This is a genomic window from Paenibacillus oralis (assembly GCF_003863965.1).
GTDB classification, from domain to species: domain Bacteria; phylum Bacillota; class Bacilli; order Paenibacillales; family Paenibacillaceae; genus Fontibacillus; species Fontibacillus oralis.
The window spans coordinates 1,375,822-1,393,139 of the sequence record NZ_RRCN01000001.1 but is presented as its reverse complement, the minus strand read 5'-3'; the positions used below and the strand labels follow the sequence as shown (position 1 = coordinate 1,393,139).

Genomic DNA, 17,318 nt, shown 5'->3' with positions numbered 1-17,318 from the left:
CGTATCCGGCCTTTTTCGAGCAAATAGCGGCTCTCCTGTCCGTTAGAAATGAAAATCGTGCTTTTTCAGGCGAATAAGAGCATTCAGGTCCGTTAGCTCTATGCAGTCGGTAATCGTTATATCGAAATTGAATTTCTTAAGGGAGGTCATTAGAAATGAGCAAAAAATGGTCGGCAGCAGTTATTTTGGTTATGGTTGCAGCGCTGGTTCTTTCGGGGTGCGGGGGCGGCAAAGGCGCTTCCGGCGGCGGGAGCGCGGAAGGCGGGAAAGAAAAAGTAACCCTGACCTTCTCCGTCTGGGGGGATGTGAACGCCGGCGCCAACGAGCAGAAGCTGGCGGATGAATTCAACGCGGCGCATCCGGATATCCAGGTCAAATTCGAACCGATTCCGAGCGACGGTTACGCTACGAAGCTGACCACCTCGCTGGCCGCCGGGCAGGCCCCGGATGTGTTCCTGATCGGCGAAGGCGATTATTTCAAATATGTCGATAAAGGCGTCATTGAACCGCTCGACGATTATTTGAAGAACGACAGCTCCTTTTCCCTGGACATCTTCCAGAAGGATTTGATCGACAACATGAAGATCAACGGGAAGCAGTATTATTTGCCGAAGGATTTCAATCCGCTGGCCTTGTGGTACAACAAGCGGATGTTCGACGAAGCGCAGCTTCCGTATCCTACGGACGACTGGACCTGGGATGACCTGATCGCCGCCGCACAGAAACTGACCAAAAAAGACGGTGACAAATATACGCAATTCGGCTTCAACGCCACGAAATGGGAATATCCGATTTACACCTATCTGTGGGATCACGGAACGGACATCGCCAACGAGGACGGCACCCAAGCGGAAGGTTACATGAACGGTGACAAAACCGTGGCCGCCCTTGAAAAATATGTGGCCTTGTCCAAAGGAGCGGACCGCGTCTCTCCGACACCGCAGGATACGCAAACGATGGGCGGAGATTCCTCCATGTTCATGACCGACAAACTGGCAATGATGGTGACCGGACGCTGGATCAAAGGGGATCTGGACAAGTCGGACGTACAGTACGGCTCGGCCTTGATTCCCAAAGGGGAAGACGGGACTAGAACAAGCATCATCGCCAGCGCCGGCTGGGCCGTCAACGCCGCAAGCAAGCACAAACAGGAAGCTTATGAACTGGTGAAATGGCTGTCCGGCACCGACGCCCAGAAGCTGCGCGCGGAGTACAGCAAGGTGCTGCCCGCCACCGTCGCCGAGCTGGACCAGGTGAAAGAGACGGAGGTGGCCGACAAACCGGTGATCGAAATGATGAACTACGCGAAAAAGCCGGTTACGATGCGTTCCGCCAACGGTCCGGTATTCGTCGAAGAGTTCACCAAGGCGCTGGAGAAAATCTTGCTGGGCAAACAGGATGTCAAAGGGGCGCTCGATGAAGCCGCCAAAAATGTGGACGGCAAAGTCAAGTAAGTGACCGGCGGGTGAAGCGAGGTGTATAGCGCCCTTCGCTTCACCCCGTCTCATCAAGGAGGTTTTTTCCATGCGTAATTCAAAATCGGAGCGCGCCGGGTATTTGTTTATTCTTCCCTGGTTGCTTGGACTGCTGCTGTTCACCATCGGTCCGATGCTGTTCTCCTTGCTGCTGGCATTCAGCAAATGGGACATCATCACCGGGGTCAAATCGATCGAATGGGTCGGGTTGGACAATTTCCGGGCGATTTTTCAGGACGATCTGTTTTACCAGTCTTTAAAAGTGACCTTTGTGTTTGCGCTTGTTTCCGTGCCGCTGTACCAAATTCTCTCCCTGCTCGCGGCGATGCTGCTGAACATGCGAAGCCGGGGCATGAAGCTGTTTAGGCTGATTTACTTTATGCCCTCGGTCATTCCGGCGGTCGCCGTTTCGATGATGTGGGTGATGATCTTTAACCCGGAATACGGGATTCTGAACCGGGCTTTGGCCTTGTTCGGCATTCAGGGGCCGGCCTGGCTGCAGGACCCTTCCTACGCGCTGGGGGCGCTGATCGTCATGGGCATCTGGGGGATCGGCAACACGATCATCATCTATTTGTCCGGACTGCAAGGGGTTCCGGAAGAGCTGTACGAAGCGGCCGAACTTGACGGGGCGGGCCGTTTGCGCCGTTTTTCCAGCATTACGCTGCCGATGATCTCGCCGACGATCTTTTTTAATTTGATCATGGGGGTTATCGGCGGATTCCAGTATTTCACCCAAGCCTTTGTCATGACAAACGGCGGGCCGCTCAACTCGACGCTGTTCTACAACTTGTATCTCTACAACAAAGCGTTTCAGGATTATGAAATGGGTTACGCTTCCGCGCTGTCTTGGATTTTGTTCGTGATCATTCTCGTTTTCACGCTCCTCGTCATCCGCAGCTCTTCCATGTGGGTGTACTACCAGGGCGACGACGAAAAGGATTAAAGGAGGCGCAAGCGAATGGAACGCAATCTCAAAAAAATAAGCATATCCGGGATCATAAGCCAGTTGGTGCTGATTGCCGGGGCGGCGGTGGTAATTGTTCCGCTGCTGTGGACCTTTTTTACGTCTTTGAAAACACCGGCCGGGGTGTTTAAAGACAACTTCTTCCCGACGACCTGGCTGTGGAGCAATTATACTGACGCCGTGCGGGCGATCCCGTTTTTCACTTTTTTGCTCAACACGCTGATCATTTTGCTTCCGGTGCTGATCGGAACCGTGTTTTCGGCGGCTTTATGCGCCTACGGCTTCGCAAGATTCCGCTTCAAAGGGAAAAAAACGCTGTTTCTCGTTTTGCTGGCGACGATGATGCTGCCTTCCCAGGTGACGCTGATCCCGATGTTTATCATGTTCAAGGAGGCGGGCTGGGTCGATACGTTTTTGCCGCTGATCGTGCCGTCCTTTTTCGGGGGCGGGGCGTTTAACATCTTTCTGATCCGCCAGTTTATGCGGGCTATCCCCCGCGATCTCGACGAATCGGCGTTTGTGGACGGGGCGAACCGGATGCAGATTTTCTCGCGTATCATTTTGCCGCTGTCCATGGCGCCGCTGATTGCCGTAGCCATTTTTACCTTTATGGGCGTTTGGAACGATTTCCAAGGACCTTTGATTTATTTGAATTCCACGGAAAAATACACCCTGGCGCTGGGCCTCTCGATGTTCAAGGGGCTGTACAATGTCGAATGGAACATGCTGATGGCGGCTACGATCCTGATTATGCTGCCGGCGCTGATCGTCTTTTTTGCCGCGCAAAAATACTTTATCGAAGGCATCTCCATCTCTTCGGCGATTAAAGGCTGATTTATATCAAGGAGGAAGTTCATGACCGGGTTAACGAGCAGACACCCACTTAATCTTTATTATCACGGCGGCGAATACGTCAAAATTTGCGGCTCGCAGGACGGGTATTTTCCCGATTTCGGCCATCATCTCGCGGGTGAGATGGGGGGCGTGTGGCTGCATCCAATCAAGCTGCTGGACGGCTTTTGGCTGAAGGTTACGGACCTGGACCGGGGCATTTCCGTCTGGGCAAGAGCAGACGCTTTTGCGAGCGAGCCTTGGGGCGGCCGTTTTGAATACGATCACTGGCTGGGCCATATCCCGGTCTCCATCGAGCGTTCCCAATTCGCTCCGGAGCGGGAAAAAGGTTTTGCCGCCAATTACCGTGTTCACGCTAATGCCGGGCAACCCGTACGTTTGCGGTTGGAGCTGCTCGTGCGGACGGACCTTCGTCCGGTTTGGTTTTCGGAGCAGGCCGGCGTCGTAGACGGGGAACGGGACGTGCCGGTGGAGATCGCAGATCGCCAGGTGCTGGTCAAGGATCAGGATCATTCGTGGTTCGTGCGGGTGGGGACAGACCTGCCGGGGACCGCAGTCGAAGCCGATCCGGAGTTGTACGGGCCTGAATTTACGGCGGGGGCCGGCTGCGGAATCTCTTTTGCCGCTGAGGTGGAGCTTCAGGCGGGGGAAACGTTCGATTTCCGGCTGTTTGCGGCCGGTTCGTATACCTCGCAGGAGGAGTGCGACCGTAGCTATGAGCAGATTTCGCGGCGGCATAAAGCGCTGCTTGCGGAGAAACAGGCGTTGTACCGGGAAATCGCGGAGCGGGCCAGCCTAGAAATCGAGGGCGAACCGGGATTAAACGAAGCTTTTGCCTGGGCCAAGTGGAACAATCAATGGCTGGTGCAGACGGTGGACGGACTGGGCCGCGGCTTGACCGCCGGGGGACCGACGTATCCCTGGTGGTTTGGCTGCGACAGCACGTATGCGCTGCAAGGCGTGCTGGCCATCGGCGATCCTGGGCTGGCGCGGGATACACTGGATTTGCTGCTGAAAAAGTCGGAGGAAACGAACGGCAACGGGCGGGTTGTGCATGAGATCACGACGCTGGGAGCAGTGGCCAATCCGGGCAATACCCAGGAGACCGCGCACTACATCGCGTTTGTGTGGGAGCTGTTTCAATGGACCGGCGATGAAGCGCTGCTGCGCCGCCATTATGACTATTGCCTGAAAGGGATCGAATGGCTGCTGGGGGAAATGGACCCCGACGGCGATTTGTTCCCTTCCGGCTACGGGATTATCGAAATCGCCGGGCTGAATATGGAGCTGATCGACAGCGCGGTTTATACCGCCCAGGCACTGCGGGCGATGGCCGCCATGAGCGAGTTCCTTGGCGAGCACGAGCGGTCGGCGAAATACGGCGAGTTGGCGGAGCGGGCGGTTGAGGCTGTCAATCGGGTCTTCTGGTGCGAAGCGGAAGGGCTGTACGCCGACGCCGTGGCGCCCCGCGAAATGGTCGTGGCCAAGCGGGAGACTATGGTGTCCCTGGCGGAGAAACATGGGGTTGCCGGGTACGGGGAGTATATGGATCAGATCCTGCGGGATACCGCCGGTCAAGAGGGAGACGTAGCTTGGCTGCTGAACAAAAACTGGGTGATCGTCACGCCGATGGAGGCGGGTATCGCCGATCCGGACAAAGCCGCCAAAGCGCTGGAAACGATGCGGTCGGACGTTTTTGTCGGCGAGTATGGCACCTATCTGTCCGGCATCCTCCAGCAGGGGACGATGACGATTTCAACCGGCGTTCATACCGTGGCCGAAGCGGAAAACGGGCACCCGGACGAGGCGCTGGAGCTGCTGCGCCGGATGCTGCGCACGTTCTCCGCGGTGTTACCCGGCTCTTTTTCCGAGATGTCCCCGGATTACGGCTGTGTGGTCCAGGCCTGGACCCTTTACGCGCTGGCGGTGCCGGTCGTCCGCGGCTTGTTCGGCGTCCGGCCGCAGGCGCACCAGCGCGTGCTGCGCTTGAACCCGCAGCTGCCGGCCGCCTGGCAAGAGCGCGAATGCAAGCTCAGCGGGCTGAACATCGCCGGCGCCCGGTTTGATATTGTGTTCAAACCCGAAAGTGGCGGGAAAGGCCGTATGGTCACTGTGCGCAATGATGAAAGATGGCGCGTAGTGCTGGAGCTGAACAGGGAGCGCCTGGAAAGCGACGAGCCCTGGATCGAGTGGGAAGTTAGCGGGGAGTAGAGGAAGTAGAGGGAAGTAGGGGGGAAGTAGAGGAATTAGAGGAATTAGAGGAAGTAGAGGAAGTAGAGGAAGTAGAGGAAGTAGAGGAAGTAGAGGAAGTAGAAGAAAGTAGCGGGAGTAGGGGGAAGTAGGGGGAAATAGGGGGGGATTGCGGGGATACGCCCGCCTGGCCCAACATTCTGATTGGATATAGTCCAATAGAATTGGAAATCTTCTGGCAAATACAGCAGCCTGATTGGATATTTCCAATAGATGAGGTTTGACAGGACACGAAATGGGCAATTTGAGCGAAATCTATTGGATATTTTCCAATGAGAGCTCGAAATGGCGGTCTATATCCGCTAATCTATTGGATTTTTTCCAACGTGGAGGACTATTGAAAAAAGTAGATAGGAGTGTTCTAGACAATATGGAACTCAAAGCGGTCATTTTTGATTTGGACGGGGTGATCACCGACACCGCTGAATATCATTTCATCGCCTGGAAACAGCTTGCCGAAGAACTGGGCATCGCCATCGACCGGGCGTTTAACGAACAGCTTAAAGGCATCAGCCGGATGGAATCGCTGGAACGGATTCTCGTTCACGGCGGTAAGGCGGATGCTTATACGCCGGAGGAAAAAGAGGAAATGGCGCAGCGAAAAAATGAGCATTACGTTTCGCTGCTGGAGCGGTTGAAACCGGAGGATACGTATCCGGGCATACGTGAGCTGCTGCTGGAGTTGCAGCGCGAAGGGATTCCGGCGGTCATCGCGTCAGCCAGCAAAAACGCGCCGCAAATTCTTCGCGCTTTGGAGCTCACGGAATTATTCAGTTACGTGGTGCCGCCGGATTCCGTCAAGCGGGGGAAACCTGCCCCGGATCTATTCCTGCGCGGAGCCGAAGAAATCGGCGTAGGGCCGGAGGCGTGCATCGGCGTCGAGGACGCCCAGGCCGGGATCGAAGCGATCAAGGCCGCGGGCATGATCGCGGTGGGCATCGGCGAGGAAGCCGCGCTCACCGCGTCGGGGGCGGATGTTGTCCTGCCGGATACCACGGGGCTAACACTCCGCTTCTTGCGCGAACTAAGGGCTTAATAAACAGGGGGCTGACCGAAGGCGATCGCTAATCATCGCCTTGGCCAGCCCCTTTACCGCTATGCCGGAGGCCTATAAGAATAAACCATTTGAAATCATAGGCCGATCTCGGTTATGCTGTCCATGAAAAGGAGAGGGCCTAACGATGAAACCAATCACGATATTGATTGCGGATGACGAAGCGGAAATCGCCGATCTGATTGAACTGCATCTGGCCAGTGAGGGCTACCGCTGCATCAAAGTTTCCGACGGGCAGCAGGCGGTTGACGCCGTTCGGACGCAGCCGGTCGATTTGGCGATTTTGGACATCATGATGCCGGGGCTCGACGGGTACGAGGCGACGCGGCAAATCCGCGAGCGGCATCATCTGCCGATTATTTTCTTAAGCGCCAAGGCGACCGATCTCGATAAAATCACCGGCTTGGTCCGCGGCGCGGACGATTACATGACAAAGCCGTTCAACCCGATGGAGCTGGTGGCCCGGGTGAACGCGCAGCTGCGCCGCTTCATGGAGCTCAACCCATCGGCGGGTGCGCAGGCGGGGACCCCTGTGCTGGAGGCTGGCGGGCTCGTCATTCATCCCGAGGAGCGGACCGTATTCCTGTACGGCGAACCGGTGGAGCTTACGCCCAAAGAGTTCGATATTTTATATTTGCTGGCCAGCCACCCGAAAAAGGTGTTCAGCTCGGAGCATATTTTTCAAAAGGTGTGGGGCGAGGCTTATTACGAAGGCGGGAATACAGTGATGGTGCATATCCGAACCCTGCGCAAGAAGCTGGGAGAGGAACAATACAAAAACAAGCTGATCAAAACCGTCTGGGGAGTAGGTTATACGTTCAATGGTTAAAATCAAATTCCGAAGCTTCCGCTTCCAAATGATCAAGCTGTTTGGGCTGAGTATGCTCTTGTCCGCCGGCACTACTTTTCTAATCTACTTGGCGTTGCGTCAGTATTACCATACGTTGTTACGAGAAAACCCGATGTTCGAAGTCCGCGAATCTATCAGAGAGCTCGGCGATATTAATGTGTTCCTGATCATTTTTTTCCCGATCTCGTTTTTCTACTTCTATCTGCTTACCCGGCGTTACGTTGCTTATTTCCGGGAAATTTCACGGGGAATCAACCAGTTGGCCGGAGGCGACTTCACCAACCCGGTCCATGTTCCGTCGAGAGACGAACTCGGGGATATCGCGCGAGACATCAACCTGGCCAGCGAAAAACTGCAGCAGGCGGTGGAGCGGGGGGATTTTGCCGAAACAAGCAAAGAGCAGCTGGTGCTCAACCTGGCCCATGATTTGCGAACGCCGCTGACCTCCGTGATCGGGTACCTGGACTTCATTCTGCAGGGCAAAGATCTGAGCGCCGAACAGATGAAGCATTACACCTCCATCGCCTACACCAAATCGCAGCGCCTGGAGAAGCTGATCGACGAGCTGTTCGAGATCACGCGGATGAACTACGGCAAGCTGAAGCTGAACCGCAGCCCGCTCGACCTCGGCGAACTGCTGTCCCAATTGACCGAGGAACTGTATCCCCTATTCGAAAAAAACGGGCTGACCGTCCGCCTTGACCTCGCCCCGCAACTTATGATCTCCGGAGACGGGGACCTGCTGGCCCGTGTGTTTGAGAATCTGCTATCCAACGCCGTCCGTTACGGCAAAGACGGCGGGTACATCGATATCCGCGGCCGGCTGGAAGGTGGGAACGCGGTTATCCGCGTCATCAATTACGGGGATTCCATTCCGCCGGATGAGTTGCCGCATCTGTTTGACATGTTTTTTACCGGCGACCGGGCGCGGACGCATCAGGAAGGCAGCACCGGCCTGGGTCTGTTCATCGCCAAAAATATCATCGAGCAGCATGAGGGCTCCATTTCGGCGCAAAGCGATGTCATCCGCACCGAATTCGAGGTGCGTTTGCCGAAATCATGACTTAATGTTTGGAGTGGCGCGTCCGCTTTATTTTACATTGATTTTATTAAGCTGATTTGGGGAGGTTCCTTTCTCTTCATCAAAATTTTGCTGCCCGACTACGGCCCGTGGGCGATCGCCTTCCTGCGGTCGCTCTATCGCCATACGTTATGCGCTTTCCGGCGGAATATGCCTATTCCCAAGCCAACTCGAACCATTCCTCCCCCAATGCCGGCCGCCGCTCGCAAATATGCCGCCATTCGTTCGTTTCCGAGTCATAGATGTAGTCACCGCTCCCGGCAATCCGCAGCAGTGCGATCCCGGCCAGGATGAGAACCGAAGATTTCCGTACTCAAGACCAATTCATCAGCGAGTTCCTCCTTATCCAATCCCAGAGTTCATGGTCCCTGATCCCTTCCAAGCTATCAAAAGCCGATCATTTTCCGGTTCCGCCCAGTATGTCCTACTTAAATAACGAACGGTTTAGAGGAGCGGGGAGCGTATTAATTTGACCGTAATTTACGGACATGATTTAGTATTTCTCGTGATATCGAGGGGGTGTTATGATAAACGTGAGTTAAGGAGGTGATCCTCATGATAGCGCTATCAAGCAGGCAGAAAAGAATCATTGACTTACTCAGCCGGCAGCGGAACTACGTTACCGCCAAATGGATAGCCGACAGGCTCGACTTGTCGGAAAAGACGATTTACCGCGAGCTGCAGGCGGTGGAAGAAAGGCTGGAACGCGAGAGAATCGGGCTGAAAAAACAGCCGGGAAAAGGGTACATGCTGGAATTGCCGGCCATGCCCCGGAATAAGGGATATCAATTCGAAGATCCCCCTGAACCATCGGATCAGTCCACCGGGGCCAGGCGGATTCAAATTTTATCCGAACTGCTGAGCCAGGCGCCGAAAGAGACGTCCATCAGCAGGCTGGCGGCGGCGTATTACATCAGCAATGCCTCGATTGTCAACGATTTGAAATTTATTGAGGGCATGCTGGAACCCTTCCGGTTGCAGTTGGTCCGCAATCAGAAGGGGACGCACATCAGGGGAGCGGAGGAAGATATCCGCAAAGCTTTTATGCACCTCGTCAACGAACTGATCCTCACCTATCCCAAGGAAAGCGGCTGCGCCGAGCAAAACCGGATCGACCGCCAAACCTACCGGGAACTGGTGCGGCAGTTTGAACCGGGAGCCGTCAGGTTTGTGCAGGAGCTGCTGGAGAAAACCGAACACGACCTGAGTTATCCGATTGGCGATCCGTATTATATTAATATACTGTCCCATTTGCTTATTTTGATCAAAAGGTTTGAAAAAGGTAAGCTTCTGACCGGCAAACCGGATGCCCGGCAAGATTCATCCTTGGACGAAAACGCTTTCAAAATCGCCGATTCGATCATAAAGCACGTCGAGCAATACGTTGGCGGCAGTCTGCCGGAGGAGGAGACCTATTTTATTTATCAACATCTGATTTCGTCCGGAGCCGGGATATCCGCTTATAGCCCTTCGGCCACCGAGCTTATCGTGCGGGAAAATCCCGATATCCCCCGGATCGCCGCCCGGTTGGTCGCTTGTTTTTCGACGTTGATCCAAACCGGTCTTACTGGGGATGAGCAGTTGCGAACCGGGTTGATCGTGCATTTTAAACCGATGATGAATCGGCTGAAATATCGGATCTCCATTAAAAATCCGATGCTTGCCGAAATTAAACGGGAGTTCCCGGCGGTGTTCGACATCACGGTAATGGCCATGGCTCTGATGTCCGCCGAGTGGCAAGGACGGGAGGTCAGCGAAGACGAACTCGGATATTTAACCTTATACTTCCAGAATTCCATCGAGCAGCAGGTGAAATGCAAGAAAGTTCTGCTGGTCTGCTCAAGCGGGATTGGAACTTCCCATCTGTTGAAAACCCGGATTTTGCGTACTTTTCCCGATTGGAAAATCGTCGATACCGTCTCTTCGGCCAAGGCGGCGGCATCCTGGAAGGACAAAGCCGACTTGATCATTTCCACCGTCAAGCTTCGTGAAACGGATGTCCCGGTGATTCTTGTAAGCGCTCTATTTGGTGAGGCCGACGTCAAGCTTGTTACCGGGCGGATCGTTCAGGAGGCTATAAAGGGGCGCCAAGCCGGCCCAGGCTGGAGTTTTCTGGCGGACGTTTTTGACGATGCCGACCTATTTATCGCAGGCCAGCCTCGAGACCAAGCGGTGCAGCATTTATGGAAGCGTTTTAAAATCAGGCTGAATGGTCCGGCCCGATTGCAAGATCTGAACTGCCTTACACTGTCAAGCGGAGACCGATTCTATCTGGTGCCGTCCGGGAGGATCAGGCAAACGCGAATCGGCTTGGTCATCACGACAGGCGGAGAAGGGGAAATCGCCGCTTTGGACTGGATGATCGCTTGCCCGGGGGAAAAGGAGCTGATATGGGTTTTCCGCCAGTTGTCCGATTGGTATCACGCGCAAGGCTTTGCCAACCGGCAAGGCATCATCATTAGTTCCGCGCAGAAACGAATGGTTCGCGGACAGTTGAATCTGAACAAGGAGGAACATCATGGATATCGCCCAAATTCTCAATGAAAACCGGATCAATCTCCATTTGCGGGCGGCCACCAAGGACGAGGTGTTCCGCGAAATGAGCGGGATGCTGCTGCGGGAGGGGGTGTTGTCTTCGGTCGACGATTTTATCGCCGATGTGTACAAACGTGAAGAGGAAGGGCAGACCGGACTGGAAAACCATATCGCCATCCCGCACGGCAAATCCGAAGCCGTCCTGCAAACCGCGCTGGCGATCGGCAGAAGCGAACATCCGATTCCGTGGGAAACCCTTGACGGCAAGCCGGTGCATTGCGTCATTCTGTTTGCGGTGCGGATGACGGACAAAACGACCACCCATATCCGGCTGATGTCGCAGGTCGCATCCGCCTTGGCGGATGAAAAAGTGCTGGATGCGCTGCTGGTCGAACAAGATCCGCAGGAAATAATTTCTCTGTTTAAAGTTCACGCTTGATTTCAGTAAATATCATCGCGGGAGGGGTATATATGAAAATCGTTGCGGTTGCCGCATGCACGGCCGGCATAGCCCATACGTACATCGCCAGGGAGAAGCTGATTAAAGGAGCGGCGGCAAGGGGGCACGACATTTTGGTGGAAACCCAGGGCACCATCGGCACGGAGAACGCGCTGACCGCTGAAGACATCGAGCAGGCGGATGTGGTGATTTTGGCGACGGATATCAAGATAGGAGGCGAAGAAAGGTTCAAAGGAAAACCGGTCGTTCGGGTCAAGACACAAACCGTTATCAAATCGCCAGTTCAGTTTATCGAGAAGGTGGAGCATTCGCTGGCCTCCAACCAAAACCCCGCATAAGGAGGAACGACGATGACTAATAAAGGCAGCCATGTCGGCCAAATCATCAAGAAACACCTGCTTACCGGTATATCCTATATGATTCCGCTGATCGTTGCCGCCGGCATCTGTATTGCGCTCGGACAACTGCTTGGAGGAACCGACGTAGCGGAGAAGACAGGTACCGTTCCTTATTACCTCAACCAGCTTGGAGGTTTGGGCATGGGGCTGGTCGTCCCGTTGATCTGCGCGGCCATCGCCTACTCCATCTCCGATCGTCCGGGCATCGCCCCCGGGCTGATCGTAGGTTACGTATGCTCGCAGATCCAAGCCGGTTTTATCGGTGGAATGGTTGGCGGTTTCCTGGTCGGCTATGTGGTGCTCGCCATTCGGAAATACGTCCGTTTGCCCGCATCCATGCAAGGGCTTATGCCGGTTATGGTGATACCGGTGCTGGCAACCATCCTATCGGGGCTGGCCATGTATTTGCTGATCGGGCAGCCCATCGTATGGGCGCAGAACGGTCTGACCCATATGCTTGAATCCATGCAGGGCGGGTCCAAATTCCTGCTCGGCGCGGTCCTGGGGGCGATGGCGACATTCGATTTCGGCGGACCGGTCAACAAAACGATGTCCCTGTTCGCGGACGGCTTGCTCGTGCAAGGTGTCTACGGTCCGGAAGCGGTTAAATTCGTCGGTTCGATTATTCCGCCGCTCGGCATCACGTTATCTTTCTTTCTCACCCGCAAGAAGTATACCCGTTCGGAAAAAGAAGCGCTGAAAGCCGCTTTTCCCATGGGAATTTGCATGATCACGGAAGGCGTTATTCCGATCGCAGCGCGGGATTTGTTCCGGGTGGTTCTCTCCTGCGTGATCGGTTCCGCCATTGCGGGCGGATTGATTATGACCTGGGGCGTGGAAGCTCCGGTTCCGCATGGGGGATTGTTCGTTGTGCCGCTGTTCACTCATCCCTGGCTGTTTACCGCCGCGCTTTTGATCGGAACGGTCCTTTGCGGAGTCGCCCTCTCTATGATCAAAAAAACGGTAACCGAGGCTGATGAAGAATTCGACGATACGCTTGGCGTAAGTGTGGATGATGACGACATCACGTTTACGCTGGAGAAAGCGCAGTAAAAACCCAAAAAGATATTAAAAATGCGTGATCAAAAGAAGTTGGCTTTTTGAACAACCTCTAAAAAGGAGCGAATGAGATATGTTGTTGACGATGAAAGAATTGTTGGCCGTAGCAAAAGAGAAACGGTTTGCCGTAGGTGCTTTTAATGTGGCGGACAGCAGCTTTTTGCGCGCGGTTATTGAAGAAGCGGAACATTCCCAGGCACCGGCGATCATTTCCATCCATCCCAGCGAGCTGGAGTTTTTGACGGATGAATTTTTCAGCTATGCGCGGGACCGCGCGGTCAAAAGTCCGATTCCGTTTGTCATCCATCTGGATCATGGCGGCTCGGTGGCCGAGGTGATGCGGGCCATCAAGTGCGGATTCACCTCCGTGATGATCGACGGTTCCCTGCTCCCCTATGAAGAGAACGTCAAATTGACCAAGCAGGTCGTGGAGCTTGCCCATACGGTCGGCGTCTCGGTGGAGGCGGAGCTGGGGACGATCGGGAGCACGGGCAATTCCGTCGAAGGCGGGGTAACGGAGGTAACGTATACCGATCCGGAGCAAGCGCGGGATTTTATCGCCCGGACGGGCGCGGATACATTGGCGGTAGCGATCGGGACCGCGCACGGCATCTATCCGAAGCACATCAAACCGAAGCTGCAGCTCGATATCCTGAAAGCCATCGCCGAGCGGATCGATATCCCGCTTGTGCTGCATGGAGGTTCCTCGAACCCGGATGAAGAAGTGGCGCAATCCGTGAAGCTAGGCATCTGCAAGGTCAACATTTCGAGCGACATGAAACACGCGTATTTCGCCAAGGCGCGGGAAATTTTGAGCCGTGAAGAATGGTGGGACCCCAACGTCATCTATCCGGACTGCATCAGCGCGGCCAAGGAAGTGATCCGCAACAAAATGCGCTTGTTCGATTCCATCGGCAAAAGCGAGCTTTACAGCAAGCAACCCGTTCTCTTGTGACCAAAGAAAAACGCTTCTAAACCATCCGGTTGCCCATATACTGCAATGGGGGCTGACCGAAGGCGATCGCAATTATCGCCTCGGCCAGCCTCTTTACCGCTTTTGAAATCGCAGGCCGATCTCGGGTATGCTGGTTTGATATTTTGATGTTGCTGGCCAGCCACCCGAAGAAAGTGTTCAGTTCGGAGCATATTTTCAGGCAGGTGTGGGGCGAAGTTTATTTATGAAGGCGGAAACAAAGCAGGTTTTATGAAAGCAGATGCCCCACCCGGCTGAATTCAAGATTCGACATCGAGTTAAGAAAAATTTAAGATTTACCCCACTTTTGATTTTAAAAGTCTGCCCTATGCTTAAAGGCATGAATGCAGGAGGACTGGAAGATGAAGAAGTGGGGTTTTTTGCGTGCGCCGAACGGCCTGACCCGGCTGGGCCTCGCCCGCCCGTTGCGCGGGGACGGGGCGGCGGCGTGGTTGTTTCTGGCGCCGAGCGCGGCCGGGTTTGCGGTGTTTTATCTGATTCCGTTCGGGATGAGTCTGATGTATTCCTTCATGAGCGGCAATTCCGGCGGAAGTTTCGTCGGCCTGGCGAATTACCGTGAGCTCCTGTCCAGCGATTCGTTCCGGAAAGCGGCGGCCAACACGTTTTATTTCAGCGCGCTTGGCGTCCCGCTGATGCTGGTGCTGTCGCTGGGACTGGCGTTGCTGTTGAACCGGCAAATCTATCTGCGGAAGTGGCTGCGCACCTCCTACGTGCTGCCGTTGGTGGTGCCGGTCGCCTCGGTCATCATCATCTGGCAGGTGGTGTTCGACTGGAACGGCGTTTTGAACTATGCGCTCAGCCATTTCGGGATCCAGCGCGTGGACTGGATGAAAACCCCCGCCGCCCGGTATGTAGTCATCGTCGTGTATTTGTGGAAGAACGTTGGCTACAATGTCATTTTGTTCCTGGCGGGCCTGCAGCAAATTCCGCAGGATTACTACGAAACCGCCCGGGTCGAAGGCGCCGGACCCTTTCGCCAGTTTTTGGGGATCACGCTCGTCTACTTAACGACGACGACGTTTTTCGTGGTCATTATATCGATCATCAATTCGTTTAAGGTGTTCCGGGAGACGTATTTGCTGGCGGGCGATTATCCGCATGACAGCATCTACATGCTGCAGCACTACATGAACAACATGTTTGCTTCGCTGAACATCCAGAAGCTGACGGCCGCGGCGGTGCTGATGGTCGCCGCCATCCTGGCGATCGTCCTGGTCTTGTTCGGGCTGGAGCGCCGCTACCGGAAGTTTATGGAATAGAGAACTTGTACGAATAGGAGGTGGACGGCGTGCAAGTGATCAAAGCGGTGCAAAAAGCTCTGCTGACGGCGTTCCTGGGGGTGATCGGCTTGCTGCTGCTGTTCCCGGTCGTCATTACGTTCACCAATTCGCTGATGACGGAACAGGAGCTGAAGATCAATTACGGGGTGATCGGAAAGCTCACGGAGGTGACTTCGACCGGTGCCGGAACCTTCGTCAATCTGAAAGGGGTGCCGGACCAGGTCACCTTGGAGCAGTACGGCCGGCTGTTGGTGTATACCCCGAAATATTTGGTGATGTTTTGGAATTCCGCGGGACTGGTGCTGCCGATCATCGCCGGACAAACGGCGGTGGCGGCGATGGCCGCCTATGCGCTCTCCAAACTGCGGTTTCGCGGACGTGACGCGCTCTTCTTGGTCTATTTACTGTCGATGCTGATGCCCTTTCAGGTGACGCTGGTCCCCAACTATATCATGGCCGATAAACTGGGGCTGCTGCACAGCCCGGGAGCGGTGATCCTGCCGGGCGTGTTCGCCGCGTTCGGGGTATTCATGCTGCGCCAGTTCATGCTGCATATCCCTTACGCTTACATCGAAGCCGCCAAAATGGACGGCGCCGGCCATCTGCGGATATTCCTGACGCTCATCCTGCCGATGGTCAAACCGGGACTGGCAGCGCTGGTGGTCTTGCTGTTCGTCGATTATTGGAATATGGTCGAGCAGCCGCTGATCTTTTTGGACCCGCTCAAGCAGCCTTTATCGGTCTTTCTATCGAGATTAAGCGGAGAATGGGGGATGGCTTTTGCCGCATCCATGCTGTACATGTCTCCGATGGTGCTGTTGTTCCTCTACGCGGAGACGTATTTCATCGAAGGTGTGCAGTTGTCCGGGATCAAGGGATAAGGGGGGGATGCAAAACGATGGAGTTAACGAAAGAGCAGGCTGATCGTAAACGGAAAAAACTGATTTTTACCGTCTTTATGTTGCTGATGGGGGGACTGCTGTTTTTCACGTTTTTCAGCAACACGCTCCAATCGGTGACCTTACCGAAGGTCCGGACGGTGCAGGCGGTGGCCGGGGGGCTTACATACAAGCTGGAGGGCAGCGGGATCTTGCAGCCGGCAAAGCAGGCGGAGCTGGCGAATCCGGCGGGCTGGAAGGTCCGGGAAGTGCTCGTGAAGAAAGGCGAAGCGGTTAAGAAAGGACAGAAGCTTGTGCTTTACGACAGCGCCGCCGCCGAGCGTGAGCTTGAGGATGAGCTCGCAGAGCTAAAGAAGCAACGAATCGCGCTGCAAAACGTTCAGGATCAATTTATTCAGGCGACGGTTAGCGGAGACGAATCCGACCTTCGTACGACTGGACGCGAGTTGGAAACGCGAAAGCTCGATCTCTCGGTGCAGGAGCGGAAAATCGCGGGGCTGCGGGAGCAGTTAAACCGTGTGCGGGAACTCTTGGCCCCGTTTGACGGGGTGATTAAGGAAGTGAATGCGGTGGAGGGCTTGGCCTCGGCGGGACTGCCGGATGTGGTGGTATCGAGCGGCAGCGCGGGATACCTGCTGGAGATTGCCGTCGACGGGCCGCTGATCGGCCGTCTCGGGACCAGGGCCGGGCAGAACATCGAGGTTGAGGTTGCCCAGGCCGCCGATCAGCCGGCGTACAGGCTGGAGGGCACGATCGAAGTAATGGCCGATGCGGGGTCGCGGAGCTACGGTTCGCCGGAGAACGGTGCCGGAACGTTGGAGGCGGTGCCGCAAAAGCTGCTGCGCATCCATGTGGCCGATCCCGGCCTGAAAGGGGGTGAGCAGGCTTCGGTCAAGCTGGAGCAGGCTTCCTCCGACAAAGGCTGGGTGCTTCCGAGCGAAGCGGTTCATCGCGACGGAGAAAAGCGGTTTATTTTCAAGGTGGAGGAACAGCTGGGCGCTTTGGGCAATGTGTTTGTGGCCCGCAAGGTGCCGATCGAAACGAGCGCCGTGAGCGAAGGGGAAACGATGATTCCGGCGGATCTCCTGTATGAAGGAGACCTGATTATCCTGGAAAGCAGCGAGCCGTTGCAGGACGGCAACCAGATTCGGTTGCAATAAATTT

At 55.2% G+C, this 17,318-nt stretch carries 15 protein-coding genes and 2 pseudogenes; all 17 read left to right on the top strand.

The features are described from left to right. Positions 1-155: 155 nt before the first annotated feature. The 17 genes and pseudogenes from EHV15_RS06535 (at position 156) to EHV15_RS06450 (ending at position 17,314) form a co-directional block, all read left to right on the top strand. Entirely contained in the window at positions 156-1,454 is a 1,299-nt protein-coding gene (locus EHV15_RS06535) for an ABC transporter substrate-binding protein (protein ID WP_128630525.1), read from the top strand. 70 nt (positions 1,455-1,524) lie between these two features. After that, positions 1,525-2,421, top strand: coding sequence for a carbohydrate ABC transporter permease (locus tag EHV15_RS06530; RefSeq protein WP_128630524.1), 897 nt, complete (start codon positions 1,525-1,527; stop codon positions 2,419-2,421). A 15-nt stretch (positions 2,422-2,436) separates the two neighbouring features. After that, a complete protein-coding gene (locus EHV15_RS06525) occupies positions 2,437-3,276 on the top strand; it encodes a carbohydrate ABC transporter permease (protein WP_128630523.1) in 840 nt (279 codons plus the stop codon). Between the two features lie 21 nt (positions 3,277-3,297). Continuing rightward, a complete protein-coding gene (locus tag EHV15_RS06520) occupies positions 3,298-5,505 on the top strand; it encodes an alpha-L-rhamnosidase-related protein (protein WP_128630522.1) in 2,208 nt (735 codons plus the stop codon). A gap of 409 nt (positions 5,506-5,914) precedes the next feature. Next, on the top strand, positions 5,915-6,580 hold the full coding sequence (gene pgmB, locus EHV15_RS06510; protein ID WP_128630520.1) for a beta-phosphoglucomutase: 666 nt from the start codon (positions 5,915-5,917) through the stop codon (positions 6,578-6,580). Between the two features lie 145 nt (positions 6,581-6,725). After that, positions 6,726-7,427: a response regulator transcription factor gene (locus EHV15_RS06505; RefSeq protein WP_128630519.1), complete on the top strand. Its 702-nt coding sequence runs from the start codon at positions 6,726-6,728 to the stop codon at positions 7,425-7,427. Continuing rightward, positions 7,420-8,511, top strand: coding sequence for a sensor histidine kinase (locus EHV15_RS06500; protein WP_128630518.1), 1,092 nt, complete (start codon positions 7,420-7,422; stop codon positions 8,509-8,511). The genes EHV15_RS06505 and EHV15_RS06500 overlap by 8 nt, the downstream gene beginning before the upstream one ends. Before the next feature lie 13 nt (positions 8,512-8,524). Continuing rightward, positions 8,525-8,649: pseudogene (locus EHV15_RS38205) on the top strand (DMT family transporter); the annotation flags it as partial. A 435-nt stretch (positions 8,650-9,084) separates the two neighbouring features. Continuing rightward, entirely contained in the window at positions 9,085-11,073 is a 1,989-nt protein-coding gene (locus EHV15_RS06490) for a BglG family transcription antiterminator (protein ID WP_128630517.1), read from the top strand. Next, complete coding sequence (locus EHV15_RS06485; RefSeq protein ID WP_128630516.1) at positions 11,048-11,503, top strand: PTS sugar transporter subunit IIA; 456 nt, start codon at positions 11,048-11,050, stop codon at positions 11,501-11,503. Before EHV15_RS06490 ends, EHV15_RS06485 begins: the two co-directional genes overlap by 26 nt. Positions 11,504-11,535: 32 nt before the next feature. Then, entirely contained in the window at positions 11,536-11,862 is a 327-nt protein-coding gene (locus EHV15_RS06480; protein WP_128630515.1) for a PTS fructose transporter subunit IIB, read from the top strand. A 12-nt stretch (positions 11,863-11,874) separates the two neighbouring features. Then, complete coding sequence (locus tag EHV15_RS06475) at positions 11,875-12,975, top strand: PTS fructose transporter subunit IIC (protein WP_128630514.1); 1,101 nt, start codon at positions 11,875-11,877, stop codon at positions 12,973-12,975. 79 nt (positions 12,976-13,054) lie between these two features. Then, complete coding sequence (locus EHV15_RS06470; RefSeq protein WP_128630513.1) at positions 13,055-13,936, top strand: ketose-bisphosphate aldolase; 882 nt, start codon at positions 13,055-13,057, stop codon at positions 13,934-13,936. A gap of 134 nt (positions 13,937-14,070) precedes the next feature. Further along, positions 14,071-14,173: pseudogene (locus tag EHV15_RS37165) on the top strand (winged helix-turn-helix domain-containing protein); the annotation flags it as partial. 143 nt (positions 14,174-14,316) lie between these two features. After that, positions 14,317-15,234, top strand: coding sequence for a carbohydrate ABC transporter permease (locus EHV15_RS06460; protein WP_128630512.1), 918 nt, complete (start codon positions 14,317-14,319; stop codon positions 15,232-15,234). A 29-nt stretch (positions 15,235-15,263) separates the two neighbouring features. Beyond that, complete coding sequence (locus EHV15_RS06455; protein ID WP_128630511.1) at positions 15,264-16,136, top strand: carbohydrate ABC transporter permease; 873 nt, start codon at positions 15,264-15,266, stop codon at positions 16,134-16,136. A gap of 17 nt (positions 16,137-16,153) precedes the next feature. Next, positions 16,154-17,314 (top strand): efflux RND transporter periplasmic adaptor subunit, encoded by a 1,161-nt coding sequence (locus EHV15_RS06450; protein ID WP_128630510.1) that lies wholly within the window; start codon positions 16,154-16,156, stop codon positions 17,312-17,314. Positions 17,315-17,318 lie beyond the last annotated feature (4 nt).

Coding starts and splice junctions, on each gene's coding strand:
- EHV15_RS06535 (WP_128630525.1), top strand. CDS start 156: ATGAGCAAAAAATGGTCGGCAGCAGTTATTTTGGTTATGGTTGCAGCG.
- EHV15_RS06530 (WP_128630524.1), top strand. CDS start 1,525: ATGCGTAATTCAAAATCGGAGCGCGCCGGGTATTTGTTTATTCTTCCC.
- EHV15_RS06525 (WP_128630523.1), top strand. CDS start 2,437: ATGGAACGCAATCTCAAAAAAATAAGCATATCCGGGATCATAAGCCAG.
- EHV15_RS06520 (WP_128630522.1), top strand. CDS start 3,298: ATGACCGGGTTAACGAGCAGACACCCACTTAATCTTTATTATCACGGC.
- pgmB (WP_128630520.1), top strand. CDS start 5,915: ATGGAACTCAAAGCGGTCATTTTTGATTTGGACGGGGTGATCACCGAC.
- EHV15_RS06505 (WP_128630519.1), top strand. CDS start 6,726: ATGAAACCAATCACGATATTGATTGCGGATGACGAAGCGGAAATCGCC.
- EHV15_RS06500 (WP_128630518.1), top strand. CDS start 7,420: ATGGTTAAAATCAAATTCCGAAGCTTCCGCTTCCAAATGATCAAGCTG.
- EHV15_RS06490 (WP_128630517.1), top strand. CDS start 9,085: ATGATAGCGCTATCAAGCAGGCAGAAAAGAATCATTGACTTACTCAGC.
- EHV15_RS06485 (WP_128630516.1), top strand. CDS start 11,048: ATGGATATCGCCCAAATTCTCAATGAAAACCGGATCAATCTCCATTTG.
- EHV15_RS06480 (WP_128630515.1), top strand. CDS start 11,536: ATGAAAATCGTTGCGGTTGCCGCATGCACGGCCGGCATAGCCCATACG.
- EHV15_RS06475 (WP_128630514.1), top strand. CDS start 11,875: ATGACTAATAAAGGCAGCCATGTCGGCCAAATCATCAAGAAACACCTG.
- EHV15_RS06470 (WP_128630513.1), top strand. CDS start 13,055: ATGTTGTTGACGATGAAAGAATTGTTGGCCGTAGCAAAAGAGAAACGG.
- EHV15_RS06460 (WP_128630512.1), top strand. CDS start 14,317: ATGAAGAAGTGGGGTTTTTTGCGTGCGCCGAACGGCCTGACCCGGCTG.
- EHV15_RS06450 (WP_128630510.1), top strand. CDS start 16,154: ATGGAGTTAACGAAAGAGCAGGCTGATCGTAAACGGAAAAAACTGATT.